The 24,820-nt window shown below is 61.1% G+C and carries 30 protein-coding genes; 13 read left to right on the top strand and 17 right to left on the bottom strand.

What is annotated here, in order from left to right; translation table 11 throughout:
- Nucleotides 1–28 precede the first annotated feature (28 nt).
- The 5 genes from thiI (at nt 29) to C2846_RS12780 (ending at nt 7,144) form a co-directional block, all read left to right on the top strand.
- A complete protein-coding gene (thiI, locus tag C2846_RS12800) occupies nt 29–1,486 on the top strand; it encodes a tRNA uracil 4-sulfurtransferase ThiI (protein ID WP_119701607.1) in 1,458 nt (485 codons plus the stop codon).
- A 356-nt stretch (nt 1,487–1,842) separates the two neighbouring features.
- Nucleotides 1,843–3,654 (top strand): translational GTPase TypA, encoded by a 1,812-nt coding sequence (gene typA / locus C2846_RS12795; RefSeq protein ID WP_119701606.1) that lies wholly within the window; start codon nt 1,843–1,845, stop codon nt 3,652–3,654.
- A 278-nt stretch (nt 3,655–3,932) separates the two neighbouring features.
- On the top strand, nt 3,933–5,066 hold the full coding sequence (locus C2846_RS12790) for a glutathione S-transferase family protein (RefSeq protein ID WP_119701605.1): 1,134 nt from the start codon (nt 3,933–3,935) through the stop codon (nt 5,064–5,066).
- A gap of 191 nt (nt 5,067–5,257) precedes the next feature.
- Entirely contained in the window at nt 5,258–6,187 is a 930-nt protein-coding gene (locus C2846_RS12785; RefSeq protein WP_119701604.1) for an alpha/beta hydrolase family protein, read from the top strand.
- Between the two features lie 123 nt (nt 6,188–6,310).
- Entirely contained in the window at nt 6,311–7,144 is an 834-nt protein-coding gene (locus C2846_RS12780) for an alpha/beta hydrolase (protein WP_119701603.1), read from the top strand.
- A 14-nt stretch (nt 7,145–7,158) separates the two neighbouring features.
- Here the strand turns inward: C2846_RS12780 and C2846_RS12775 are convergent, their stop codons facing one another.
- The 3 genes from C2846_RS12775 to C2846_RS12765 all read right to left on the bottom strand — a co-directional run bounded on the left by C2846_RS12775 (nt 7,159) and on the right by C2846_RS12765 (nt 8,963).
- A complete protein-coding gene (locus tag C2846_RS12775; RefSeq protein ID WP_119701602.1) occupies nt 7,159–7,647 on the bottom strand; it encodes a DUF2059 domain-containing protein in 489 nt (162 codons plus the stop codon).
- Nucleotides 7,648–7,692: 45 nt separating this feature from the next.
- A complete protein-coding gene (locus tag C2846_RS12770) occupies nt 7,693–8,094 on the bottom strand; it encodes a YkgJ family cysteine cluster protein (RefSeq protein WP_119701601.1) in 402 nt (133 codons plus the stop codon).
- Between the two features lie 206 nt (nt 8,095–8,300).
- Nucleotides 8,301–8,963: a TVP38/TMEM64 family protein gene (locus tag C2846_RS12765; protein ID WP_119701600.1), complete on the bottom strand. Its 663-nt coding sequence runs from the start codon at nt 8,961–8,963 to the stop codon at nt 8,301–8,303.
- A 29-nt stretch (nt 8,964–8,992) separates the two neighbouring features.
- Here C2846_RS12765 and C2846_RS12760 point away from each other — a divergent pair, with 29 nt between their 5' ends.
- From C2846_RS12760 to C2846_RS12745, 4 genes are all read left to right on the top strand, one after another.
- Nucleotides 8,993–9,529, top strand: a complete 537-nt coding sequence (locus tag C2846_RS12760) for a DUF924 family protein (protein WP_095625939.1) — start codon at nt 8,993–8,995, stop codon at nt 9,527–9,529.
- Nucleotides 9,530–9,636: 107 nt separating this feature from the next.
- Nucleotides 9,637–10,422, top strand: a complete 786-nt coding sequence (locus tag C2846_RS12755) for a PhzF family phenazine biosynthesis protein (protein ID WP_119701665.1) — start codon at nt 9,637–9,639, stop codon at nt 10,420–10,422.
- Nucleotides 10,423–10,485: 63 nt separating this feature from the next.
- Nucleotides 10,486–11,808, top strand: a complete 1,323-nt coding sequence (locus C2846_RS12750) for an META domain-containing protein (RefSeq protein WP_165443819.1) — start codon at nt 10,486–10,488, stop codon at nt 11,806–11,808.
- A 51-nt stretch (nt 11,809–11,859) separates the two neighbouring features.
- Entirely contained in the window at nt 11,860–12,441 is a 582-nt protein-coding gene (locus C2846_RS12745; RefSeq protein WP_080048774.1) for an NnrU family protein, read from the top strand.
- 46 nt (nt 12,442–12,487) lie between these two features.
- On the opposite strand, the gene C2846_RS12740 is transcribed toward C2846_RS12745, so the two are convergent.
- The 4 genes from C2846_RS12740 to C2846_RS12725 form a co-directional block, all read right to left on the bottom strand.
- Nucleotides 12,488–13,585 carry a polyamine ABC transporter substrate-binding protein gene (locus tag C2846_RS12740; RefSeq protein ID WP_420849051.1) on the bottom strand — a complete coding sequence of 366 codons (1,098 nt, stop codon included), beginning with the start codon at nt 13,583–13,585 and terminating at the stop codon, nt 12,488–12,490.
- 20 nt (nt 13,586–13,605) lie between these two features.
- Nucleotides 13,606–14,637 (bottom strand): histone deacetylase family protein, encoded by a 1,032-nt coding sequence (locus tag C2846_RS12735; RefSeq protein ID WP_119701598.1) that lies wholly within the window; start codon nt 14,635–14,637, stop codon nt 13,606–13,608.
- Between the two features lie 114 nt (nt 14,638–14,751).
- On the bottom strand, nt 14,752–15,807 hold the full coding sequence (locus tag C2846_RS12730) for an AraC family transcriptional regulator (RefSeq protein ID WP_119701597.1): 1,056 nt from the start codon (nt 15,805–15,807) through the stop codon (nt 14,752–14,754).
- 131 nt (nt 15,808–15,938) lie between these two features.
- Nucleotides 15,939–16,367 carry a hypothetical protein gene (locus C2846_RS12725; RefSeq protein WP_119701596.1) on the bottom strand — a complete coding sequence of 143 codons (429 nt, stop codon included), beginning with the start codon at nt 16,365–16,367 and terminating at the stop codon, nt 15,939–15,941.
- A gap of 82 nt (nt 16,368–16,449) precedes the next feature.
- Between C2846_RS12725 and pip the strand changes: the two genes are divergently transcribed.
- Together pip and dtd are read left to right on the top strand one after the other, a co-directional pair.
- Complete coding sequence (gene pip, locus C2846_RS12720) at nt 16,450–17,421, top strand: prolyl aminopeptidase (protein WP_119701595.1); 972 nt, start codon at nt 16,450–16,452, stop codon at nt 17,419–17,421.
- Nucleotides 17,422–17,424: 3 nt separating this feature from the next.
- Nucleotides 17,425–17,862, top strand: a complete 438-nt coding sequence (dtd, locus tag C2846_RS12715; protein ID WP_080048768.1) for a D-aminoacyl-tRNA deacylase — start codon at nt 17,425–17,427, stop codon at nt 17,860–17,862.
- 1 nt (nt 17,863) lies between these two features.
- Here dtd and C2846_RS12710 read toward each other — a convergent pair whose 3' ends face one another.
- From C2846_RS12710 to C2846_RS12700, 3 genes are all read right to left on the bottom strand, one after another.
- On the bottom strand, nt 17,864–18,211 hold the full coding sequence (locus C2846_RS12710; protein WP_080048767.1) for a GlpM family protein: 348 nt from the start codon (nt 18,209–18,211) through the stop codon (nt 17,864–17,866).
- A 64-nt stretch (nt 18,212–18,275) separates the two neighbouring features.
- Nucleotides 18,276–18,866, bottom strand: coding sequence for a 2-hydroxychromene-2-carboxylate isomerase (locus C2846_RS12705; RefSeq protein WP_119701594.1), 591 nt, complete (start codon nt 18,864–18,866; stop codon nt 18,276–18,278).
- 36 nt (nt 18,867–18,902) lie between these two features.
- Nucleotides 18,903–19,631, bottom strand: a complete 729-nt coding sequence (locus C2846_RS12700) for an SDR family oxidoreductase (RefSeq protein WP_080048765.1) — start codon at nt 19,629–19,631, stop codon at nt 18,903–18,905.
- 110 nt (nt 19,632–19,741) lie between these two features.
- Here C2846_RS12700 and C2846_RS12695 point away from each other — a divergent pair, with 110 nt between their 5' ends.
- A complete protein-coding gene (locus tag C2846_RS12695) occupies nt 19,742–20,239 on the top strand; it encodes a winged helix-turn-helix transcriptional regulator (protein ID WP_119701593.1) in 498 nt (165 codons plus the stop codon).
- On the opposite strand, the gene C2846_RS12690 is transcribed toward C2846_RS12695, so the two are convergent.
- Entirely contained in the window at nt 20,236–21,264 is a 1,029-nt protein-coding gene (locus C2846_RS12690) for a GlxA family transcriptional regulator (protein ID WP_205890211.1), read from the bottom strand. The two genes, C2846_RS12695 and C2846_RS12690, sit on opposite strands and share 4 nt — an antisense overlap.
- 145 nt (nt 21,265–21,409) lie before the next feature.
- Between C2846_RS12690 and C2846_RS12685 the strand changes: the two genes are divergently transcribed.
- Nucleotides 21,410–21,976, top strand: a complete 567-nt coding sequence (locus C2846_RS12685) for an OsmC family protein (protein ID WP_080051607.1) — start codon at nt 21,410–21,412, stop codon at nt 21,974–21,976.
- On the opposite strand, the gene C2846_RS12680 is transcribed toward C2846_RS12685, so the two are convergent.
- Genes C2846_RS12680 through hisI form a run of 6 tightly spaced genes read right to left on the bottom strand, consistent with a single transcriptional unit; the run spans nt 21,973 to nt 24,803 of the window.
- Complete coding sequence (locus C2846_RS12680) at nt 21,973–22,680, bottom strand: 16S rRNA (uracil(1498)-N(3))-methyltransferase (RefSeq protein WP_119701592.1); 708 nt, start codon at nt 22,678–22,680, stop codon at nt 21,973–21,975. The two genes, C2846_RS12685 and C2846_RS12680, sit on opposite strands and share 4 nt — an antisense overlap.
- Complete coding sequence (gene tatC, locus C2846_RS12675) at nt 22,677–23,450, bottom strand: twin-arginine translocase subunit TatC (protein WP_080048761.1); 774 nt, start codon at nt 23,448–23,450, stop codon at nt 22,677–22,679. Before tatC ends, C2846_RS12680 begins: the two co-directional genes overlap by 4 nt.
- Nucleotides 23,437–23,796, bottom strand: coding sequence for a Sec-independent protein translocase protein TatB (tatB, locus tag C2846_RS12670; protein WP_080048760.1), 360 nt, complete (start codon nt 23,794–23,796; stop codon nt 23,437–23,439). Before tatB ends, tatC begins: the two co-directional genes overlap by 14 nt.
- A gap of 6 nt (nt 23,797–23,802) precedes the next feature.
- Nucleotides 23,803–24,042: a twin-arginine translocase TatA/TatE family subunit gene (gene tatA, locus C2846_RS12665; RefSeq protein WP_080048759.1), complete on the bottom strand. Its 240-nt coding sequence runs from the start codon at nt 24,040–24,042 to the stop codon at nt 23,803–23,805.
- Between the two features lie 22 nt (nt 24,043–24,064).
- A complete protein-coding gene (locus C2846_RS12660; RefSeq protein ID WP_080048758.1) occupies nt 24,065–24,397 on the bottom strand; it encodes a phosphoribosyl-ATP diphosphatase in 333 nt (110 codons plus the stop codon).
- Nucleotides 24,390–24,803: a phosphoribosyl-AMP cyclohydrolase gene (hisI, locus tag C2846_RS12655; RefSeq protein WP_080048757.1), complete on the bottom strand. Its 414-nt coding sequence runs from the start codon at nt 24,801–24,803 to the stop codon at nt 24,390–24,392. The genes C2846_RS12660 and hisI overlap by 8 nt, the downstream gene beginning before the upstream one ends.
- Nucleotides 24,804–24,820: the final 17 nt, after the last annotated feature.

Raw genomic sequence — 24,820 nt, 5'->3', positions numbered from 1 at the left:
CCGCTTTTGCGCAGCCTGCATCTTTCCCATGAAATTGATCATCAAATTTTTCTCCGAGATCACCATCAAGACCAAGCCGGTGCGCAAGCGCTTCGTGCGCCAGCTCAAGGGCAATCTGCGGGTGTTGCTACCGCGCATCGATCCCGAGGCCCGGGTCAACGGCACCTGGGACAGCCTGGAGGTCAGCACCGGTCAGAATCCGCAACTGCAAGCGCGGGTGATCGATTGTCTGCAGCACACGCCGGGCATCTCGCATATCCTCGAGGTTCACGATTATCCGCTGACCAGTCTGGAGGAGTTGGCCGAGCGCTGCGTTCTGGTGCACGCCGAGCAATTGCGCGGCAAGGTGTTCGGGGTGCGTTGCAAGCGTGTGGGGCACCATGGGTTCAGTTCCCAGGATGTTGCGGCCTATCTCGGCGGCGAGCTGTTCGAGCGCTGTGGTGCGGCCGGGGTATCGCTCAAGTCGCCGGATGTCTGGGTGCGGGTCGAGATTCGTCATGACCGGGTGTTCCTGATCCAGGCCCGGCATGAAGGCATGGGCGGTTTCCCGCTGGGGACCATGGAGCCGGTGTTGAGCCTGATGTCCGGCGGCTTCGATTCCACCGTGGCCAGCTACCAGATGTTGCAGCGCGGACTGCTACCGCACTTCATCTTCTTCAACATGGGTGGACGGGCCCACGAGTTGGGTGTGCGCCAGATCGCCCATCACCTCTGGCAACGTTACGCCTCCAGCCACCGGTTGCGCTTCATCAGCGTGCCGTTCGAGGGCGTGGTGGCGGAAATCCTCAAGAATGTCGACGACAGCCAGATGGGCGTGGTGCTCAAGCGAATGATGCTGCGCGCCGCCGATCAGGTCGCCAGCCAACTGGGTTTCCATGCGCTGGTGACCGGCGAGGCGATCGCCCAGGTGGCCAGCCAGACTCTGCCGAATCTGGCGGTGATCGACCGGGCGATTGAACGGCTGGTACTGCGGCCGCTGATCGCGACCAGCAAGGTCGAGATCATCAACACCGCCCGGCGAATCGGGACTGACGCGCTGAGCAGCAGCATTCCCGAATACTGCGGGGTGATCTCGGTCAGTCCGGCCATCTATACCACCCGGGCTCGGGTTGAAGAGGCAGAAGCCAAGTTCGACTTCGCCGTGCTCGATGCGGCGGTTGCCCAGGCACGCTCTACCGATTGCGACCAGCTTGGCGAGCCGATGGAAGGCATCGCCGATGTCGAGGTCGTCAGTCAGGCGCTGGCTGGCCAGGTGGTGATCGACATCCGTCACCCCGACGAGCAGGAGCTCAGCCCGCTGGTGTTGCCCGATGTCGAGGTCAAAGTCATTCCGTTCTTTGAACTGAGCAGCCAGTTCCCCAAGCTCGACCCGGCGCGAATCTATCTGCTGTACTGCGACAAGGGCGTGATGAGCCAGATGCACGCGCAGAATCTGCTCGACTCCGGGCACGGCCATGTACGGGTGCTGCGGCCAGCCAAGAGCTGAGGCCCGCCAGTCGTCATTGCGAGCGCGCAGCGGGGCGCCGCTGTACTGCACTTCGTCATTGCGAGCGTGCAGCGGGGGCACCGCTTTACTGTACTTCGTCATTGCGAGCTGCGCAGCAGCGTGGCAATCCAGGGGTGTATCGCCCCGCCCGTAACCTTGCCCACCACGCCTCAGCGGTTCTAACCCAGTCTGCACAGACGCGCCAGCCACACACTCCGTCATTGCGAGCCGCATAGAGGCGCGGCAATCCATCCGGTCGCTGCACAAAAAACATACACTGTCATGTCCAGGTCTGTATAATGCCCGCCTCTTTTTTCTTTCCGCGGGCCATCGGCCGCGCCATCAGGACGTTCACAGTGATCGAGAATCTCCGCAACATCGCCATCATCGCCCACGTTGACCACGGCAAGACCACACTGGTTGACAAGCTGCTCAAGCTGTCTGGCACCCTGGATCGCAAGGAAGCCGAAGGCGAGCGGGTGATGGACTCCAACGACCAGGAAAAGGAGCGCGGTATTACCATCCTGGCCAAGAACACCGCCCTGAAGTGGAACGGCTACAACATCAACATCGTCGACACCCCCGGCCACGCCGACTTCGGTGGCGAGGTAGAGCGCGTGATGAGCATGGTCGACTCGGTACTGCTGGTGGTCGATGCCCAGGACGGCCCGATGCCGCAGACCCGTTTCGTCACCCAGAAGGCGTTCAAGGCCGGCCTGCGTCCGATCGTGGTAGTCAACAAGATCGACCGTCCCGGCGCCCGTCCGGACTGGGTCATTGATCAGATTTTCGACCTGTTCGACAACCTTGGCGCGACCGACGAGCAACTGGACTTCCCGATTGTCTACGCCAGCGCCCTGAACGGCATCGCCGGCCTTGACCATGAAGCCATGGACGACAATATGGACGCCCTGTTCCAGGCCATCGTCGACCATGTGCCGGCGCCCAGCGTTGATCTGGACGGTCCGTTCCAGATGCAAGTCTCCCAGCTCGACTACAACAGCTTCCTTGGCGTTATCGGCATTGGCCGTATCGCCCGTGGCCGGATCAAGGCCAACTCGCCGGTTACCGCCATCGGTGCCGACGGCAAGAAGCGCAACGGTCGTATCCTCAAGATCATGGGCCACCACGGTCTGCAGCGGGTTGAGGTCGAAAGCGCCGAAGCCGGTGATATCGTCTGCGTCAGCGGCATGGACGAGCTGTTTATCTCCGATACCCTGTGCGACCAGAATGCCGTTGAGGCCCTGCCGCCGCTGACCGTTGACCAGCCGACCGTGAGCATGACCTTCCAGGTCAACGACTCACCGTTCGCCGGCAAGGAAGGCAAGTTTGTTACCAGCCGCAACATCAAGGAGCGTCTGGAGAAAGAGCTGCTGCACAACGTCGCCCTGCGCGTCGAAGATACCGGCAGCCCGGACAAGTTCAAGGTCTCCGGTCGTGGCGAACTGCACCTGTCGGTACTGATCGAAACCATGCGCCGCGAAGGCTTCGAGATGGCCGTTGGCCGTCCGGAAGTGGTGATCATTGAGGTCGATGGCGAGAAGCAGGAGCCCTATGAGAACGTCACCATCGACATCGAAGAGCAGCATCAGGGACCGGTGATGGAGCAGATGGGCCTGCGCAAGGGTGACATGACCAACATGATCCCCGACGGCAAGGGCCGTATCCGCCTGGAATACACCATCCCGGCGCGTGGCCTGATCGGCTTCCGTAACGCCTTCCTGACCATGACCTCGGGCACCGGCATCCTGACCAGTACCTTCAGCCACTATGGGCCGATCAAGGCCGGTGAAGTCACCAACCGCCAGAACGGCGTACTGGTGTCGATGGCAACCGGTACCGCACTGACCTACTCGCTGGAAACCCTGCAGGAGCGCGGCAAGCTGTTCCTGTCGCCGGGCGACGAGATCTACGAAGGCCAGCTGTGTGGTATCCACAGCCGCGACAACGACCTGGTGATCAACCCGACCAAGGCCAAGAAGCTCGACAACATGCGCGCTTCCGGCAAGGACGACACCGTGCAACTGACCCCGGCGCTGAAGTTCACCCTGGAGCAGGCGCTGGAGTTTATCGATGACGACGAACTGGTTGAAGTCACACCCAAGTCGATCCGTCTGCGCAAGAAGCTGCTCGACGAGAACCAGCGCAAGCGTGCCAGCAAGGGCTAAGTCGGCCTGCTGAACAAAAAGCCCCGCCAGAGCGATCTGGCGGGGCTTTTTTGTGCCTTGGTGTTTGAGCTGGAGGCTAGGGCTTTTTGGGAATCTTGAGCATCTGCTCAAGATCGGCGCTGCACGATGGTCTGCGCGGGAGCGGATGCTCCCGCCTCCTGGGAAGGTTGCATAAGAGCCCGTTTCACCAGCGGCAAGCGACGCAGGCGCGTAACGCTTCCCAGATCAGACTGACAATCTGTAACCTGAACCAATAACTACAGAACAAGGACGCCACCATGCCCTCGACCAGCCCAATTTACACCCTCTATGGGGTGCCCCATTCGCTATATACCGCCAAGGTACGTTGTTATCTGCGCAATCAGGGCATTGCTTACCGTGAGCGCCCGACGGCGGATCCAAACTTTGTTGGGCGTATTGTGCCGTTGATTGGCCGGGCGATCATTCCGGTGCTGGAGACGCCGGATGGTCAGGTGATTCAGGATACGGTCGACATCATCGATTATTTCGAGCGTCAGGGTGTGCCATATCCGGCGTACCCGTCGACACCGTTGCAGCGTGTGCTGGCGGTTATTCTTGAGTATTACGGCGGGCAGGGTCTGCTCAGGCATGCGATGCATTACCGCTGGTCATATCTGGAGCAGCAGCGAGAGTTTCTTGAGCATGCCTTTGCCAGCGGCTCCGGGGCGGTGTTGGCTCAGCAGGTGATGGCGCGCATGCAGTCCTATCTGCCGCGTCTGGGGGTGACTGAGGCGAGCATTCCGTTGATCGAGGCTTCCTACCTGCGTTTGCTGGAGATTCTCGAGGCTCACTTCGAGTGTATGCCCTACCTGCTGGGTGGCCGTCCGAGCCTGGCGGATTACGGCATGATTGGTAGTCTGTTCGCCCACCTTGGGCGTGATCCGATACCTGCTCAATTGATGAAACTGCGCTCGCCCAGAGTGTTCCGTTGGGTCGAGCGGATGACGGCGCCCGATCTGGATGTGGTCGAGTATCTGAACGGCCCTGAGGGGTTGTGGCCGGATGACCAGATACCGCCGACCCTGGAGCCACTGTTGCAGCACGTGGCTGTGGAGCTGTTTCCGGAGCTTGGCGACAAGCTGGTGTTTCTTGATGCCTGGGCGGTGCGTGAGCAGCCGGCCGATGGCGCGCCAGTGACCGGCAAGCCCCACCGACGACAGATTGCCAGCGTGCAGACCGAGTTTCGAGGAGTGCCCATCGAGACCGGGGTTGAGCCCTATCTGCGTTATGTCCTGCAGCGTGCCAGTGACACTGTTCAGGCCTTACCCGAGCCGGAACAGGTCAGGGTGATGGCCGAGCTAGAGCGCGTTGGGCTGGCCGGGGCTTTGCCGGCCAACACCGGCGTGCGGGTGGCGCGACGTCACCATATCGAGGTTTGGTCTCGAGTTTGAATCACTCCTTTTGCGGGCCGTCCAGGCCGTCGGCCCGCTGTTTTCTCCCGGGTTTTATCACCTGAAAAGGCGATACCAAGCTTTCTCCCCTTGCTATGTAATGCCCCTGCACGCATGCCCCCGGCTGTTGAACATTCTCGGTTCGCGGGCGGTGATCGAACAATAACAATCCGCATGATCCTGGAGACAACATGAAAACCAGAACCATCAAGCAGTCCCTGCTCTCGATGCTGACTGCCAGCGCACTGATGCTTTCCGCCTCTGCCTTGGCTACCAACCCTGACCCGGGTCCAGGTGATCCCGACACTGGCCCCAGCCCTTATCAGCGTGGCCCCGACCCGACCTTGTCTTTTGTCGAGGGTGACCGTGGCCCCTATTCGGTGCGTACTAGTCGGGTGTCGAGTCTGGTCAGCGGCTTTGGGGGTGGCACGATTCATTACCCGAGCGGCACTACCGGTACCATGGCTGCGATTGTGGTGATTCCTGGTTTTGTCTCAGCTGAGTCCTCGATTGACTGGTGGGGGCCGAAGCTGGCTTCCCACGGTTTTGTGGTTCTGACCATCGACACCAACACGGGTTTCGATCAGCCGCCAAGCCGGGCTCGGCAGATCAACAACGCGCTTGACTATCTGATTGATCAGAACACCCGTATTGGCAGCTCGGTACGTGGCATGATCGATACCGAGCGTCTGGGCGTGATCGGCTGGTCGATGGGTGGTGGCGGTACTCTGCGGGTAGCCACTGAAGGTCGCATCAGCGCCGCAATTCCGCTGGCACCATGGGACTCTTCCAGCCTGCAGTTCCGCAATGTTCAGGCTCCGACTTTGATCTTTGCCTGTCAATCTGACCTGATTGCTCCAGTCAGCAGCCATGCCTCACCGTTCTACAACCGGCTGCCGGGCGATATCAACAAGGCCTTTGTAGAGCTCAACAACGGCAATCATTACTGCGCCAATGGCGGCAACTCCTTTGGTCGCTATGATGCCACCCTGAGCCGTCTGGGCGTGTCCTGGATGAAGATGCATCTGGATCAGGACCGTCGTTACAACCAGTTCCTCTGTGGTCCGAACCACACCTCTGACCGGCAGATTTCCGAGTACCGCGGCAACTGCCCTTACTAAGCGCGACCTGAACACCGGGCCCGATTGGGCCCGGTGTTCGTTTTCCGGCCTGACTTTCTCTCCGGCCAACCTTGGGAGTACTATCGGGGCAGCTAACCTTCAACAGGTTTGGGGAGGCGATTCATGCGCCGTCTCAGTGCCCTTGCCCTGAGTATTCTGACTACCAGCCAACCCGTCTTGGCCGATACCCCGCGTGAGGCTGCAATCTGCGGCTGGGTCAAGGAACCCCTGGTGTTTACCCTCTGGAGTTCACTGACGCCCTCACCTGCCCCCGAGCGGGTGACCCGGCACCCGGATATTTCTCTGGCTGAATTTGTTGCCGCTGACGGCAAGGTGCTGCGTGGCTACCGTTATGCCGCTCGGGACAGCCACTTGCCATATATCCAGCCCAAGGGCTATCTGTTGGTAGCTTCCGGCAATGCGATGATCTCTGATCAGTTGATTGTTGGATTGGGTGACTATGCCGCAGCCGGCTACGATGTTTATGTGTTTGATTATCGAGGCTATGGTCGCTCGGAAGGGCGCCGGCGACTCAACGCGATCATTGCCGATTACCGGGAGATGGTGGCCCGGTTCAACCAGCACTATGAGCGCACTCTGCTATACGGCATTTCTCTGGGTGGACTGGTGATGATGAATGTGATCGGTGCCGGGGCGGGGTTTGACGCTGTGGTAATCGATTCCAGCCCCAGCCGGCTGTCCGATTATGGCTGCCCAGATTGGGTTGATCCGCTCAACAATCTGTCTGAATCGCTGGGTTCGAAGGTCCTGATAATTACCGGGGGCCGCGATGGCGTGCTGGATGAGAGCATGGTCGGGCCGCTACGCGAGCGGGCTGCCGCCTTGGGACTAGGGACCCATCATGAGGCCGGCTGGGACCACCCGTTTCTGGATGCCCCGGCCGTTCATGAAACCCGCCAGCGTTTGATTCGCGAGTATTTGCTTAATCCCCGCTGAAGGTCCCGGAGGGGTTATTCTGTCGCTGCCAGACGCTTGGTGATTCGAGCTTGCAGTTGCGGTTGCAGTGACTCGGCCCATTGCTGGCCCGCGACCATGCCTTCCTGTATCAGGGTTGGCATCAGCTCGATCAGGCGTTTGCCTGCATCGGTTTCGTAGAAGGCGATCATGGCTTTGACGTCTTCATGGGAAATGTGCTGGTCATAGATGTTGATGATCAGTTCGTTGAATGAGCCCATGTTTTCATTCAGCACATCGCTGATATCGGCCACAATCACGTCGAGCCCTTTCGCATCTAGATCGGGGCGGTGCAGCTTGAGAATTTGCATGATCTCGGCCAGGGTCGCATTGGCAAACTGCTGACCCATCGCGGTGGCGTTGGTCAATTCCAGCAGGTGGGCAATGTCGGCCCGCTTGGCCGCGTCGGGGGTGGTTGCGAAGCTGCTGGTGGCCAGGACGCCGGACAGAATGATGGCGGCTAGCGTGAAAATCCCTTTCTTCATAATGGGCTCCTGTTGATTGAGGGGCAAATGATAGCAGTTGCCAGGTTATTGGCCCATCTTCGGCCGGTAGGCGCAAAAGCCCGGACGCGGCCCGATCTGGGGATGATTGCGGCAGGTATCGGGGCGTTTGTCGTAGACCGTGCAGCGGCGGCTGTGGCGGTCCAGGAACAGGCAGTCGTCGTTGCTCATGCGGCGCAGGGTGAAGATACCGCTCTTGAGGTTCAGGCGCTCGATTACGCCTTCCTTTTGCAGGCGCTTGGCGATTTGTTTGAGCGGGGTGCTGCGCTCGAACTCGTCGACCAGCTCAAGGCGGATCAGGTCGTCGATTCGGACTTCCACCGGCAGGGTGCAGCAACTGCCATGGCAACTGTCGCACAGGCCCTTGCGGTAGCGCAGCCAGGTGTCGGTACGGTCTATGTCGGCGGCTTTGACTAGTTCGGGTTTCATGGTCAGTCTGCTAGAAAAACTCTGAAAACTACCTACGTTGTCAATACTGCGTTAAAAACAGCCTCAAAATGCTCATTTACCACACGTAAACTGCGCTTTTTCGGCTGTTTTTGCCTTGTCTTGCCTGCCTCGCCTACGTTTCCCAGAGGTTCCCTAGGCGAGTCGGCGCGGATGATACGCAAAAGCCGTGGCCTGGTGTAGTCAGGTCATGTTGACTTGGGATTCAGCCACAGGCGCTTGGCCAGGCCGCCCAGAGTCAGCAGACCGGCCAACACCAATAGCGGCAGCAGGTTGCTCAGTCCCAGGGCCTGTTCGGCCTGGGTGGCGCTGACCATGCCGTGGACTGCCTGGGCATAGACGGTCCATTTGATGCTCAGGCCCACCACGGCCGCCAGCATATAGGTAATCAGGGGCAGGTGCAGAACACCGGCGGCCAGATTGATGAAGGCGTGGGGAAAGCCGGGCAGGATGCGCAGCGCGCATTGGGTGAGTAAGTCACTGCGCTTGGCCAGCAGCCGGAGTACCTGGCGAGCCAGTTTCCCGGGGCGCCAGGCCGAGCCGACCTTGCGCCCAAGCCAGTAGGCGCCCAGCGCGCCGCCGCCGCTACCGATCAGCAGCAGCGGAACGCTGAGCCAGGGGGGGTGAAAAGGGGCGATCAGCCAAAAGCACAGGCTACCGGGCAGGCCGAAACTCATCAACAGCAGCATGATCAGCACCAGCCCGGCCAGAGCCAGCGGATGACCAACCAGTTGGGCGCCCCAGCTCAGCAGGTCGGCTACACTGATCGGCAGCAAGGCGAAGATCACCAGCAGGGTGACCAGGCCAATCAGGGCCAGCAGCGGTGGGCGTGGGCTCAGGCGCGTTCTCAATAGACTCTCCCGGCAAACAGGATGTGTGCATGTATCAAACCATACTGACTTTCTGGTTCGAGGAAATCAAACCCGGGCAATGGTGGAAGAAGGATCCGCAGTTCGATCAACTGGTGGCCCGGCGCTTTCTGGCGCTGCACCAGCAGGCCGAACGTGCTGAGCTGGCCGCCTGGCGCCGAACGATTGAAGGCCGGTTGGCCGAGATCCTGGTGCTGGATCAGTTTTCCCGTAATATCTGGCGTGACACTGCGCGGGCCTTTGCCAATGACGCGATGGCGCTGGTTCTGGCCCAGGAAGCCGTCGCCGCCGGGCTCGACCAGCAACTGCCGCCGGTACAGCGCAGCTTTCTCTATATGCCCTATATGCACAGCGAGTCGCCGGTTATCCATGAGCAGGCGGTCAGGCTGTTCACTGCGCTGGGGCAGCAAGACAGTCTGGATTACGAACTCAAGCATCAGCAGATCATTGAGCGCTTTGGACGCTATCCGCATCGCAATGCCATTCTCGGCCGGCCATCCACGGCCGAGGAGCTGGCCTTTTTGCAGGAACCGGGATCATCTTTTTAAAGAAACTGTTATGCCTGAATCCGCACTGGCTGTTGCAGGCTGCTGAGCGGCACTGTGGCTAAACTCGTGCATTTACTGGCTATGGAGTGAGTGCTATGCCGCTGAGACTGTATCAGGTCGATGCTTTTACCGACCGCCTGTTTGCTGGCAATCCGGCGGCGGTGGTGCCGTTGAACCAGTGGTTGCCCGAGCCGCTGATGCAGGCGATAGCGGCCGAGAACAACCTGTCGGAAACCGCTTTTTTCGTGCCCTCGGCGGATGGCAGCTATGCGATTCGCTGGTTTTCGCCGCTGGCGGAAATCGATTTCTGTGGGCACGCCACTCTGGCCAGCGCCTTTGTGCTGTTCCGCCAGATGCCGGAATCTGAGGTGCTGAGCTTCACTGCTCCGGCCGTCGGCCGGTTGCAGGTCTGGCGCAAGGCCGATGGTTTGATTGAAATGCGCTTCCCCTTGCTGGCGCCGGAGCCGGTCGATGAGGTGCCGCTGGCGTTGCTGGAAGGTTTGTCTATCCGCCCGGATGAGGTCTGGCGCAACCGCCAGGCCTGGTTTGCCGTCTATCATGATGAACAGGCTGTGCATGATGTGGTACCCGAGCCCACCGCCCTGGCCCGCCTGGCGCCGCGCGATACCGTGGTGACGGCAGCGGGGCGTGAGTTCGATTGTGTCTCGCGCTATTTCTGGCCGGCCAATGGTGGGCTGGAGGATCCGGTAACTGGCTCCATCCACGCCGGTCTGGCGCCGTTCTGGGCTGGGCGGCTGGGCCGCCCGCAGCTAACGGCGTTGCAGGCCTCGGCGCGGCGCGGCGTACTGCACTGTCAGGTCGGCGAGGATTACGTGCTGGTTGCCGGGCAGGCACGCTTGTATCTGGAAGGCAGTATCTGGCTGCCGGATTGAATGCCCAGGAACCGAACCGGCTGGTTCGGGTCTGATGGGCTCCATTGTTCAGGGAGAACCACTATGCAACTCACACCACTTGCCATTGCCTTGTCGCTGGGTGCCGTTTTGGCGCTGACCGGCTGCTCAGAACCTGCCAGCGAGGCGCCGGCCAGCAGCGAGCGGGTCACTGAGCAGGAGGCCGAGCAGGCCCTGAGCCGGATCAGCGGTAGCCTCACCTACCGGGCGCGAATCGCCCTGTTACCTGATAGCCAGGCGCTGGTCGAGCTGCGTGATGCCGAGGCAGTCGATGGGGACGGCGTATTGGCTGAGCAGCGCATCAGCCTGGATGGCCAGCAGGTGCCGGTGAATTTTGCCCTGGAGGTGGATGCTCAGACTCTGGCCCAGGCTTCCAGCTATGTGCTGCGGGCCGCGATTCAGGAGGGTGGGCGTACTACCTGGGCGTCTGGCCCGGTAGAAGTGGATCTGGCCGGTGGTGATGCCGAGTTGGGCGAGATCGTGCTGTTGCCCCATCGCGGTTCGGCTTTCAGCAACGTGTTCAACTGTGGCCAGTTGCAGATCAACGTCGGTTATGAAGATGACAAGCTGATGCTCAATGTCAAAGGCCAGGAGCTGGTGCTGCTGCCGGCGGTCAGTGCGTCGGGAGCCAAGTTCGAGCTCGAGGGCGACCCCAGCACCAGTTTCTGGAGCAAGGGCAATCAGGGCTGGCTGACGCTCAACGGTGACGAGTATCCGCTTTGCGTGCCGCCGGGAGCGGTTGTCGAGCCATTCAAGGCTACGGGCAATGAGCCGTTCTGGTCGGTCGAACTGGACGCGGGCGAGTTGAGTCTGCAGCGCATGGACGACAAGCTGACGCGCACCTTGCCCTATCGTAACGAGCAGGAAAGCACCAGCCGCAGCCGGATTGACGCTGGTGAGGGCGAGCAGACGATAACCCTGCTGGTTACCGAACGGCTGTGCCGCGACAGCATGAGCGGGATGCCCTTCCCCCAGCAGGTCAGCCTGATGGTCGATGGCGAAACCCTTCAAGGGTGTGGTGGTCAGCCCGAACGTTTGTTGCAGGGTGTTGAATGGGTGGTGGAAGACATCAACGGTGGCGGTATCATCGACCGGTCGCGGGTGACTCTGAACTTTTTCCCTGACGGACGGATTGCCGGTCGCGCTTCGTGCAACAACTTCATGGGCCAGTACGCCCTCACGGGTGAGAGCTTGACGGTCAGTCAGGCGGCTACCACCATGATGGCCTGCGCTCCATCATTGATGGAGCAGGAGCAGCGTTTCCTGGAAACGCTGGAAGCGATCGACGGGTTTGACTTCGATGACACCGGTGCCTTGCTGGTGCGTTCGCAGGTGGGGAGTTTGAAAGCCTACCCTGAAACCCGCTAACCAGCCCTGGACTACTCGCCAGGGCCATAACAACGAAAAAAGGATATACCGATGTTGGCTCTGGTGATTGGTCTGGTGATTTTTCTTGGCGTGCATTCGCTGCGCATGTTGGCGCCGGCCTGGCGTGAGCAACAGGTGCAGCGGTTGGGCCTGATGCCCTGGAAGGGGCTGTATTCGCTGGTGGCGCTGATCGGTCTGGTGCTGATCATCTGGGGTTATGGGCAGGCACGGCTGGCTCCGACCTGGCTGTGGGTGCCGCCGGTATGGACTCGCCACCTGGCAGCCCTGCTGACCATACCGGCATTCATTCTGCTGGTTGCCGCCTATCTGCCGGGTTCAAAACTCAAGGCCCGGGTTGGTCATCCGATGCTGCTGGGGGTGAAGTTCTGGGCGCTGGCCCACTTGATTGCCAACGGTACCCTGGCAGACCTGCTGCTGTTTGGCGGTTTTCTGGTGTGGGCCACGGCGGCCTACGTCAGCAACCGTCGGCGTGACCGGCTGGCCGGGCTGGTACCGGCTAGCGGCCAGCTGAGTCGGGATGCTGCGGTTGTGGTGGTCGGGCTGGTTACCTGGGTGATCTTTGCCCTGTGGCTGCACCTCTGGCTGATCGGCAGAGCGCCGTTCGGCGGCTGAGTGGCTGCCCCGGAGCAGAGTTTGATTCCTGCTCCGGGGCTTTTGTTTACTTGCCGGTCTTGATCCTGTTCCAGGCCCGGGTGCGGATACGCTCAGCGGCAATCGGCAAGGGCTTGAGGGTGAACAGCCGGGCCTGCACTTGCGCTGGCGGGTAGGCTCCGGGATTGGTGCGCAGGGACTCCTTGACCAGTGGAGTGGCTGCCTGGTTGGGGTTGGCGTAACCCACTTCGTTGCTGATCGCCGCCACTACCTCGGGTTCGAGGATGTGATTGATAAAGGCATGGGCGCCGGCCGGGTTGGGCGCATCACGCGGAATCGCCATCAGATCGAACCAGACCTGGGTGCCTTCCTTGGGTATCCGGTACTCCAGTTGCACCCCATTACCTGCTTCCTGAGCCCGGGCATCGGCCTGCAGGATGCTGCCGGACCAGGCGACCGCGACGCAGATTTCCCCGTTGGCCAGATCGTTGAGGAAACGTGAGGAGTGGAAATAGCGGACATAGGGCTGGATCGCCAGCATCAGTTCTTCGGCGGCGGCATAATCGTCGGCCTCGGTGCTGTTGGGGTCGCGACCCAGATAGTGCAGGGCGGCCGGCAGAATTTCTGAGGGTGAGTCGAGGAACGCCACGCCACACTGGGCCAGCTTGGCCATGTAGGTGGGGTCGAACACCAGGGCCCAGGAATCGACCGGGGCATCCTCGCCCAGCACTGCCCTGACCTTGTCGACATTGAAGCCGATCCCGTTGGTACCCCACATATAAGGCACCGCATATTCGTTACCCGGGTCATTGCCCTCCAGCGCCTGCATCAGGTCCGGGTTGAGATTGCCGAGGTTGGGCAGCAGGCTTTTGTCCAGTTTCTGAAAGGCACCGGCCTGACGCTGCTTGGCCAGAAAGCTGTCACTGGGCACGACCACGTCATAACCGGAACGTCCGGACATCAGCCGGGCTTCCAGCACTTCATTGGAGTCAAAGGTGTCCAGGGTCGGGCGGATGCCGGTGGCGGCCTGAAAGCTGTCGAGGGTCGATTGCGGGGTGTAGTCGAACCAGTTGTAGATCCGCACGTCAGCGGCCTGGCTCTGGGTGGCAAACAGACTGAGCGGGAGCATGAGCCCCAGGGTTGGCAAGAGTGGCTTGAGTTTCATGGTGGTGCTCCTAAGGTGAATCAGCGTCGGCTGGAAAAACCGCTGAGGACATTGACGGCATTGATGCCGATCTCTTCGACGGCGTAGCCGCCTTCCATCACGAACAGGCTGGGCAGGCCGAGGCTGGCGATCTGCTCACCCATACGCAGGTAGTCGGGGCTGTCCAGTTTGAAGCTGGAAATCGGATCCTGTTTGTAGGTGTCTACCCCCAGCGAAACCACCAGAGCATCGGCGCCATAACCGGCGATCACCCGCAGGGCATCAGCCAGTGCCTGCGACCACCGCGTCCAGTCACTGCCGGCGGCCAGCGGATAGTTGTAGTTGTAGCCCAGCCCGGCACCTTCACCGCGTTCATCGGCATAGCCGGCAAAGCAGGGGTATTCGTGACGCGGGTCGCCGTGAATCGACAGGAACAGTACATCAGGCCGTTGGTAGAAAATGTCCTGGGTGCCGTTGCCGTGGTGGAAGTCGACATCGAGAATCGCCACCTTGCGTGCACCGCCGTCGAGCAGGGCCTGGGTGGCGATGGCAGCATTGTTCAGGTAGCAGTAGCCGCCCATGTAGTCGATTCCGGCATGGTGTCCGGGTGGTCGGCACAGGGCGAAGGCGGCCTGATCACCGGTGGCGAGCCGGGCCTGGGCACTGAGTGCTACCTGGGCACTGCTGTAGATGGCCTGCCAGCTGCCGGCGTTCATCGGTACCCCGGCGTCGAAGCTGTAGTAGCCGAGCTGGCCGTCGATATCCTCGGGGCAGCGTGCCGGCATACGCCGTGGCGGCCAGGCCAGCGGGAGCATGTCATGGCTGCGGCCCAGTGCGGCCCAGCGGGCCCAGGCGCCCTTGAGAAAGTCGACAAACTGACTGTCATGCACGCGCTTGATGGGCGCAAGACCAAAGTCCTCGGGTGCCTGTACCGGCCCCAAACCGGTACTTCTGACTCGTTCGAGCACCATATCGGCGCGTGAGGGCTTCTCGAAGCAGGGCATCAGTTGGCCGTTGTTAAGCTCGGCCTGGCCGTGGTGCAGGTGGTGGTCATCGCTGTAGAAAGTCTGCATGGTGGTTCTCGTTCCGGTTGTTGTTCTGCCAGGGGGCTGACCTTGATCATGGCCTCTGGCGGCATGAGGCGGAACGATAGCTGGGGACAGAAAAGGGATCGAAACGGACAGGGCCTAGTGTTCTGCGGTTTTCTGATGCTGGCGCCAGGCTCGCGGGGTCATGCCGGTCCAGCGGATGAAGGCATGGCGGAAACTGGCGCTCTCGCTGAAACCGAGCTGTTCAGCGATGACATAGATGGGTAGATGAGGGCGGCTGAGCAGGGTCTTGGCCTGTTGCAGGCGCAACTGGTCGAGCAGTTGCTGATAACCACAGCCGGCCTGACGCAGGTGGCGGCGCAGGGTACGGGAGGTGCAGTGCAGGCGCCCGGCCAGTTGCTCCAGGCTTGGCGGTGCATCCAGGGTCTGTTGCAACTGTTCGGTCAGGCTGACAACCAGCGGGGACTGTTGGGCGCAAAAACGCTCCTGTAATTGCTGGCATTGGCGCAGGGCTTCATGCTGGGTAACCGGGTCGGCCAGCGGTAGCGGGGCATCCAGCCAGTGCGAATCGAATACCAGCCGTTCGGCATCCTGGTGTGCCAGCAACTGACAGGTCCCGAATGCCTGCGGGTAGTGTTCGGCATGGCTGGGAGCCGGCAGGCTCAGGTGTATGGCGCTCAGGGGCAAAGGCTGACCCAGAGCATCATCGAGCATGGCCTTGACCGATGACAGGCATAGCTCGGTATTGAACAGCCGCAGTTGTGGCGATTCATGATAGTCGCGGGCGCTGAGGGCAACCAGGCCGTCATCTAGCAGTTCAAGTGACAGCCGGAAATAGCTGCCAAGCAGCACCGGATAGCTGAGCATGACCTCCAGCGCCTGACCCAGTGTGGGACTCGACAGCATGGCATAGCCGAGCTGGCCGTAGGCGGAGATGCGCATGCGTTGACCCAGCTCAAGGCCGATCAGGGCCGAGTTGGCTAACCTGGCTGCATTGGCGAATACCTGCTGTTCCTGGGCTGGGGTGATCAACCGCGAAGGTTGCTCAAGGTCGGATTCGCTCAGTCCGGTGGCGTTCAGCAGGTCGCTGACCGACAACCCCTGGGCCGCAAAGCAGTGGGCGATCAGGCAGGTACTCTGCAGGCTGATCAGGCGTTGATCAGGGGCTTGGCAACTGGCGCGCTCAAGCGGCATGCGACATCCTCAAGGCGGTGGTTTATTGTTGTAGGCAAGCACAAACAGTGCCAGCCAAGAGTCTGAAGCCTTGGTTTATTAAAGCCTGAAGCGCAGCAGAGCGCTAGAAACGCGCCACTCCGTGGTTGCTGCTATTCCCAACTCAGGCGATGAACGCGCCAGTCGCCATCATCTTCCAGCCAGTCCAGGGTGATGCGGTAATAGCGGGTACTGTCGGGTATGAAACGCTCTGCGCCGCTCAGGGTGACCTGGGCCTCAGTGCGGGCCTGACCACTGTAGATCGGGTCGATTTGGGTCGTCTGGTTCAACACCAGCACCTGAATGCGCTGGTGCTGAAGAAACAGCAGGGCCATAGTGCGTCTGGCCCAGTCGCGGTCATAGGGCTGATGAGCGTTGAACTCCGGGTGCAGCAGTTTCAGCACCCGCTCGCTGGAGCGTGCTTCGATCGCCTCCTGCAACTCGGTGAGACTGCGATTGAGCTGCTCATCCGGGCTCGGACGTGAGCAGCCGAGCAGTATCAGGGCCAGCAGGCCCAGTGCGAAAAAACGTACAGGTGACATATGCCTCGCCGGTCAGTAATGTGGTGTGTTGAGCATATCGCCAGGCGCGACAAAGTCGCCCGCCCAGCCCAGGAGCCCCATCATGCAGCTGCTGTACCCGGAGATCAAACCCTACGCCCGGCATGAACTGGCGGTGCAGTCACCACATGTACTTTACGCTGATGAAAGTGGCCAGGCTGAGGGGCTGCCGGTGGTATTCATTCACGGTGGTCCCGGAGCTGGGTGCGACAGTCTGAGCCGGCGTTTTTTCGATCCCTCGATCTATCGAATCATCACCTTTGACCAGCGCGGCTCAGGGCGTTCAACGCCGCATGCCAGTCTGGAAAACAACACCACGGCTGATTTGATCGACGATCTGGAGGCGCTGCGCGAGCATCTGGGTATCGAGCAGTGGGTGCTGTTTGGTGGTTCCTGGGGCTCGACCTTGGCGCTGGCCTATGCTCAGGCCCATCCCCAGCGGGTGTTGGGCATGATCCTGCGTGGGGTGTTTCTCTGCCGTGATCAGGATATCCACTGGTTCTACCAGGAAGGCGCCAGCCACGTGTTTCCCGATTACTGGGAGGACTATGTGTCGCTGATCCCCGAGGCCGAGCGCGATGACATGGTGGCCGCCTATTATCGTCGCCTGACCGGTGACGACGAGATCTGTCGCATGCATGCGGCCAAGGCCTGGTCGGTGTGGGAGGGGCGCTGCGCCACGCTGCGCCCGAGCAGCCAGGTGGTCGAGCGCTTCAGCGAGGCCCGCCGGGCCTATGCCATTGCCCGGATCGAGTGCCACTACTTCATCAACCAGGCATTTCTGGAGCCCGATCAGTTGCTGGCCAACATGGGCCGCATCGCCCATATCCCAGGGATCATCGTCCACGGCCGCTACGATATGGTTTGTCCGCTGGACAATGCCTATGCCGTACATCAGCGCTGGCCTGGCAGTGAGCTGCAGATCATTCGCGATGCCGGGCACGCCGCCTCTGAGCCGAGTATCGCCGATGCGCTGGTGCGGGCGACTCAGAGCATGGCCCAGCGCCTGTTGAATCTGACCCCGCAGGCGGAGTAAGGCATGAAGGGTTTGCTGCAACGGGTACGCCATGCCCGGGTTGAGGTCGCCGGCGAGGTGGTGGGTGCGGTTGATCAGGGGCTGCTAGTGCTGGTCGGTGTCGAGCCAGGCGATGATCAGGCCAAGGCTGACAAGCTCCTGCACAAGCTGCTCAACTACCGGGTCTTCAACGATGCCGAGGGGCGGATGAACTGCTCGCTCCAGGATGTCGGCGGCGGGCTGCTGCTGGTTTCGCAGTTTACGCTGGCGGCCGACACCCGCAAGGGCCTACGCCCGGGATTTTCCACCGCAGCCGCGCCAGCGCTGGCTGAAGAGCTGTTCAACTACCTGCTGGAACGGGCCCGGGCCAGCCATCCGCAGGTTGCCAGTGGCCGCTTTGGCGCCGACATGCAGGTTCACCTGGTCAACGACGGCCCGGTGACCCTGCTGCTCGAAGTCTGAGTTATTGCAGCGGGTAGATCCGCGACCAGACATGGACCAGGATTGCTGCGGCCACGGTCCAGGCGGCCACCGCCAGCAGCAGGGTGATCAGCAGCGAAAAGCGTTGGCTGAACCAGGCGACCGCCAGCAGATAGAGGGCGTAGGGAATCAGCGACCAGAGCCCGAAGATCGCAGTCATGCGCAGATCACTGGAGAGTCGCTGAGTGCCCACCACGTAGTGGGCGATGATAGTGAAGGTAGGGAACAGCGGTACCAGTCCGGCAATGTAGAAATGCCGGGATTTGGCCAACAGCGCTATAGCCAGCACGGCCAGAGCGCCGAGCAGGCATTTGAACGCAAGCGAAAGCATGACAGGGTTCCGGGTGTAGATAGTCCGCCAAAGCTAGGCCGCGGAACCCTGGTCGTCAAGCCTTTCACTCCGCTTGCAGCGCCTGCTCGACAAAATCCAGCCGGTCCTGGCCGAAGAACATCTCGTCGGCCACGAACAGCGTCGGTGCCCCGAACACTCCACGCTCAATCGCTTCAGCGGTCAATTGCTTGAGCCGCTCCTTGGTGGCAGGGTCGTTGCACAATGCCAATACTTCCTGCGGATCGAAACCGGCCTTGGCCAGCACAGTACCTACTACCTCGGGCTGGTTCATGTCCTGGGCATCCACCCACATGGCTTTGAAGATGGCGCTGAGGTAGTCGGCAAAGCGCGGACCGCCCAGATAGGCCGCCGCCCCGCGCATCAGCAGCAGGGTGTTGATGGGAAAGTGCGGATTGTGGTTGAAGGCGACGCCGTAGCGCTGGGCAAAGCGCTGAAAATCCAGCCGGGTATAACGACCCTTGGCCTCGATGGTGGCCGGTGAGCTGTTGCCGGTGGCCTGGAACACCGCGCCCAGCAGCATGGGTTTCCAGACGATCTCGGCCTGCTGCCGCGCAGCCAGGGCCGGGAGCTGGGTCCAGGCCAGGTAGCTGGCCGGGCTGCCGACATCAAAGAAGAATTCGACTTGTTTGCTCATCGCAAGGTCTCCGGTGCGTTTGTTCAATGCGTTAAATCAGAAAGTTTCCATCCACGGGCGCAGATCCAGTTCATGGGTCCAGCAGTCACGCGGCTGGCAATGCAACTGCCAGTATTGCTCGGCAATGTGCTCCGGATCGAGAATCCCGGCCTGGTCCTTGAGCGCGTAGCGCTCGGGGAAATTGTCGCGGATAAAGGCGGTGTCGATGGCCCCGTCAATGATCGGGTGGGCAACGTGGATACCCTGCGGGCCGAGTTCGCGGGCCATGCTCTGGGCCAGTGCCCGTAGCGCGAACTTGGCGCTGGCGAAGGCGGCAAAGCCGTTGCCGCCGCGCAGTGAGGCGGTCGCCCCGGTGAAGATGATGGTGCCACGGCCTCGCGGCAGCATCGCCTTGGCCGCTTCCCGGCCGCTGAGAAAACCCGCCAGAGCGGCCATTTCCCAGACCTTGCGATAAACCCGCTCAGTGGTTTCGGTAATGCCGAAGCGGACGTTGGCGCCAATATTGAATACCACCACGGCAATCTCGCCGATGTCACGCTCAATGTGCTCGAACAGCTCCACCATCTGCTCCTCGCGCCGGGCATCACAGCCAAAAGCATGCGCCTGGCCACCTTCGGCGCGGATCTGCTCGGCCAATGGCTGCAGGGCATCGGCCTGACGTCGGGTGATGCACAGGGTAAAACCTTCACGGGCGAAACGGCGGGCAATGGCGCCGCCGGTGGCGTCGCCGGCACCGATGACAATAGCGACCTGGGCTTTGGGCATGTTGTTGTCCTCGTTAGTTCTTTTTTGGAACCTACAGATTAATACTCAGTTCCTTTTTGGAACCTGTCAAGCTATTATTCTGTGCAGACCATCCTCAAGGAGTCCTGCCCATGCGCTGGGAAGATCTCGATCAACAACCTTGTTCCCTGGCCCGCACCCTGGCGGTGGTCGGCGATCGCTGGACCTTGCTGGTGCTGCGTGACTGTTTTCTCGGGGTGCGCCGGTTCGACGAGTTCGAGCGGCGTCTGGGTATTACCCGGCACATTCTCACCGACCGTCTGAAAAAACTGGTCGAACACGGCGTATTGCGCAAGCAGGCTTATCAGCAGCGCCCGCTACGTGAAGAGTACCGGCTGACCGACAAGGGGCTGGAGTTGCACCCGGTACTGCTGGCGCTGGTGCACTGGGGCGATCGGCATATGGCCGATGAGCGCGGCGCGCCGGTGCTGCATGTGCACAAGGGCTGTGGCCAGGTCATGCGCCCGGTGATGGTCTGCTCCGAATGCGGTGAGCCAGTCGGTGCCCGTGATGTGCAGGTTCAGGCCGGTTTTGGCTGGCGTGATGATGACGTGCTGCCGACGCTGGTCGGCGCGCCGCGAGCCGATTAGTCCAGAGCCCGGGCCAGTGGCTGGAACAGGCGCCGGTATTGGCCCGGAGTCAGTCCGGTCAGGCGTTTGAACAGCCGGCGAAAGAATGAGGTGTCCTCGTAGCCGGCCGCCAGGCTGATGTCTTCGATCGCCAGGCGCGACTGCTCCAGCAGCCGTTTGGCCGCTTCGATCCGCAGGTTTTGCAAATACTCAATCAGCGAGCAGCCGGTGGCCTGCTTGAACCGGCGCTTGAGCGTACGTTCGGGCAGCGCGGCCTGTTGCAGCAGGTGCGCCAGTGCCTGACTGTCCTGAAAGTTGTCCTGCAGCCAGCTTTCGCAGCGCCGGACCACGGCGTCGGCATGGGGGGTACGCCGTACCAGTCCGGTAAAGGGTAACTGACCCTCATCGTGCCACTTGAGCAGATAGACCTTGGCGATTCGCAAGGCCTCGCCGATGCCGATATGCCGGGCAATGATGTGCAGAGCCAGGTCATGCCAGGAGGTGGTGCCGCCGGCAGTAACCAGCCGGCCATTGGGCTGAGCGACCACCAGGTTGGCTTCGGGGTGGAATCGAACCTGAGGGTAGCGCTGGCGAAACAGATCCTGATAGCCCCAGTGCGAGGTCGCCGCGCAGTTATCCAGCAACCCGCTTTCGGCCAGCAAAATGGCGCCGGAACAGGCTGAATAGATCGCCACCCCAGCGCGATATTGAGCTTGCAGCCAGCGCATCAGTTCGGGATAGCGACCGTCCAGCCGTTCCTCCGGAGCCAGCCAGATTTCCGGAATGATCAGCAGCTCGGCGGGCGGGGCCTGACTGATGCTGCAGACCGGCTCGACCGGGATGCCGTGCCCGCAGTGAAAGGGGCTGTCGGACAAGGCGACGATGCTGACCTCGAAGCAGCGCCGGGGCGGCTCATCGGCGACCAGGGTCTGCCACAGGTTGCCGGTGGCCAGCAGCACGTCGAGCATGCCGTACAGCGCTGAGCCGGCGGTTTCCGGCAGTGCCAGGATCTGGGCGCGAACGGGCTGGCTGCTGGCGTTCATCATGAAACCTCCGTACGGAAGTGGCACGAATGCCCTGTTTTTGTCAAAACTCCATCTGATCGGCTGCCAGTCGACAGCTTATCTTGCCTGCAAGCGCGAACGTTTTAGCGCTTGCATCGATAATCACTGTAGCAATGAGGAAGGCAAGATGAACGCACAAGCTCCGGCCCTGACCCGCAATGGCCTTGACCTGGCCCAACTGGACCAGACCATTAACCTGCTGAGTAACCAGCCCAGCCTGGCGCAATTCGAATTCCGCGCCAGCAACCAGTGGATCAATGGCGGGGAAAACCGCTCGCAGATTCGCGGCTTCTACGGCGTAGGTGCCGAAGACCAGTCACGCAGCGCCGATTTCGTTTACACCAACGGTGAGCCGCCGGTGTTGCTGGGCCACAATGAAGGTGCCAACCCGGTGGAGTACCTGCTGCATGCGCTGGCCGGTTGTGTCACCACTACCACGGTGCTGCATGCCACGGCTCGGGGTATCACCATCCGCAAGCTGTCGACCCGATTGAGCGGCACGATCAATCTGGAAGGTTTTCTCAATCTCGATCCGCAGGCCACGGTGGGCTATGAAAGTATCCGGATTGAGATGGCGATCGAGGCCGATTGCAGCGATCAGGAACTGGATGAGCTGCTGGCTTTTGCCAAGGACCATTCGCCGGTATGCAATACCGTCTGCCGGCCGGTGCCGGTGATGCTGGAACGGGTTTAGAACAGTCGGCCGATCAGGGCTGTAACTGCGGTTTCCACGCGCAGGATGCGCTCGCCCAGTTGTACCGGTTGCAGTCCGGCCTGACACAGTTTGTCCACTTCATAGGGGATCCAGCCGCCCTCCGGGCCGATGGCCAGCAGCAGCGGCTGGGTCACAGCCCGGGGGCAGGCCGGGTAAGGGCCGGGATGGGCCAGCAGTCCCTGCTTACCGTTCAGCAGCGTTGGCAACTGATCTTCGACAAAGGGCTTGAAGCGCTTTTCAATACGTACCTGTGGCAGCACGGTATCGCGGGCCTGCTCCAGTCCCAGCAGCAGGTTGTGGCGGATTTGCTCGGGCTGCAGAAACGGCGTCTGCCAGAAGCTCTTTTCCACCCGATAGCTGTTGAGCAGGATGAGTTCGGCCACGCCCAGGCTGGCGCAGTGCTGAAGGATGCGGCGCAGCATCTTGGGTCTGGGCATGGCCAGCAGCAGGGTCAGTGGCAGCTTGGCAGGCGGTGGCTGGTCGAGCTGAACCTGCAGTTCGGTGCTGTCAGGGCTCAGGCTGAGAACTTCGGCCTGGCCCATCAGCCCTCCCAGCCGGCCGACCCGCAGTAGGTCGCCAACTTCGGCCTGATGAATCTCCAGCATGTGCTTGAGCCGTCGCCCGCTGAGCCGCACCCGGTCGCTGGCGACGAAGTCGTCGTCTTCGAGCAGGAGCAGGTTCATGCCGCTGGCGGGGACTCGTCACTGCCACTGGGGCGCGGGCGGATAAACCGGCTGAACAGGATGCCGACTTCGTACAGCAGCCACATCGGCAGCGCCAGCAGGGTCTGGGATATAACGTCCGGCGGGGTCAGTACCATGCCGATGACGAAGCAGCCGACCACCACATAAGGGCGGATGCGGCCAAGTTTTTCGACCGTTACCGCGCCGCTGAGCACCAGTAGTACGGTGGCCACCGGGATCTCGAACGCCAGGCCGAAGGCCAAAAACAGAGTCAGGACGAAATCCAGGTACTTGTTGATGTCGGTCATCACCGCCACACCGGCCGGCGCGGTACTGGTGAAAAAGCCAAACACCAGCGGGAACACCACGTAATAGGCGAACGCCATGCCGGCATAGAACAGCAGGATGCTGGACACCAGCAGCGGCACCGCCAGACGCTTTTCGTGCTTGTACAGGCCAGGGGCTATGAAGCCCCAGAGCTGGTGCAGCACGAACGGCATGGCGATGAACAACGCACAGACCAGGGCCAGCTTGAACGGGGTCAGGAACGGCGAGGCCACATCGGTGGCGATCATGCTGGTGCCTTCAGGCAGATAGACCCGCAGTGGCTCGGAGATAAAGGTATAAAGATCGTTGGCGAAGTAGAACAGCCCGGCAAAGATCAGCAGCCAGACCAGGATGATGCGCAGCAGCCGGGAGCGCAGCTCGGTCAGGTGAGCGACCAGCGGCATGTCGTCGGCTGCAGGTGTGGGCTTGTTATCGCTGTTCATCACGGGGTGCTGGGCTGTCATGGTCAGGAGCTGTGCTGGGCTGGTCCGGTGTGTCAGTCTGCGCATCGGTCGTGACGTTCTGGTTACCGTTGCGTTTCACGTTGGAGCTTTTGCCCAGGGCCTGCTTCTCCAGCTCGGCCATGATCCGTTCGTTGTGCAGTTGCTGGCGCAGTTCGTCGGCACCGATTTCACGCTCGACCTGCTCGCGCACTTCACTGAAGCCACGCTTGATCCGGCCAATGGTCAGGCCCACGGTGCGCACAGCACCAGGCAGGCGCTCGGGACCGAGCACCAGCAGGGCGATGATGGCCACCACCAGCATTTCGATGAAACCGATATCGAACATGGACGATCAGTCCTTGGACTGGCTGTCCTGTTTCTTTTCGGCGGTGACGTCGATGGTATCGGCGTCTTTCTTCTCGATGCTGTCGTTAGCTGGCTTGTCTTCGTCCTGATTGACCGATTTGCGAAAGCCCTTGATCGCTTCGCCCAGATCGCTGCCGATGCCTTTGAGCCGCTTGGTGCCAAACAGCAGGATCACGATCAGCAGAATGATCAACAGTTGCCACAGGCTGATGCCGCCAAAACCCATTGCCTACCTCCAGGGCATTGCCCTATTTGTGTTGACGGGACGCTTTCTCTTCAAGACCGGACAGGTCGAAGCGGCGTTCCAGTTCTTTCAATATGTCGTCCGGGCCCAGGCCCAGATGGCTGAGCATGACCAGGCTGTGAAACCACAGGTCGGCGGTTTCGTAAACCAGCTCCGACTTGTCGTCGCGGTGCTCGCAATCCTTGGCCGCCAGCAGGGTTTCGGTGCATTCCTCGCCGACCTTCTCCAGAATCTTGTTCAGGCCCTTGGCGTGCAGGCTGGCGACATAGGAGCCGTCGGCACTGGCCTGCTTGCGCTGTTCCAGAACCGCGGCCAGGCGGGTCAGAGTATCACTCATGTTTGTGCTCGTAGATCTGTTCGGGGTGCTTGAGCACCGGGTCTACCACCTGCCACTGGCCATCTTTCCAGACCCGGTAGAAGCAGCTCTGACGGCCGGTATGACAGGCGATGCCGCCCAACTGTTCGACCATCAGGATGATCACATCGGCGTCGCAGTCCAGGCGCAGTTCATGCAGTACCTGCACGTGGCCGGACTCCTCGCCCTTGCGCCACAGCTTTTGCCGTGAGCGAGACCAATAGATGCCGCGCCCTTCCTCGGCGGTCAGGCGCAGCGCTTCACGGTTCATCCAGGCCACCATCAGTACGCGTTGGGTGTGTACGTCCTGGGCGATGGCAGGAACCAGACCGTCAGCATCCCATTTGATGCAGTCCAGCCAGGCGGTGTCGTTGGATATCGGGTTCATGGGCTAAGTGTGCCAGT

Origin of the sequence: Pseudomonas jilinensis, assembly GCF_003586265.1 — a bacterium.
In the GTDB taxonomy this organism is placed as follows: Bacteria; Pseudomonadota; Gammaproteobacteria; order Pseudomonadales; family Pseudomonadaceae; genus Halopseudomonas; species Halopseudomonas phragmitis.
This window is presented reverse-complemented; position numbering and strand designations above follow the sequence as displayed.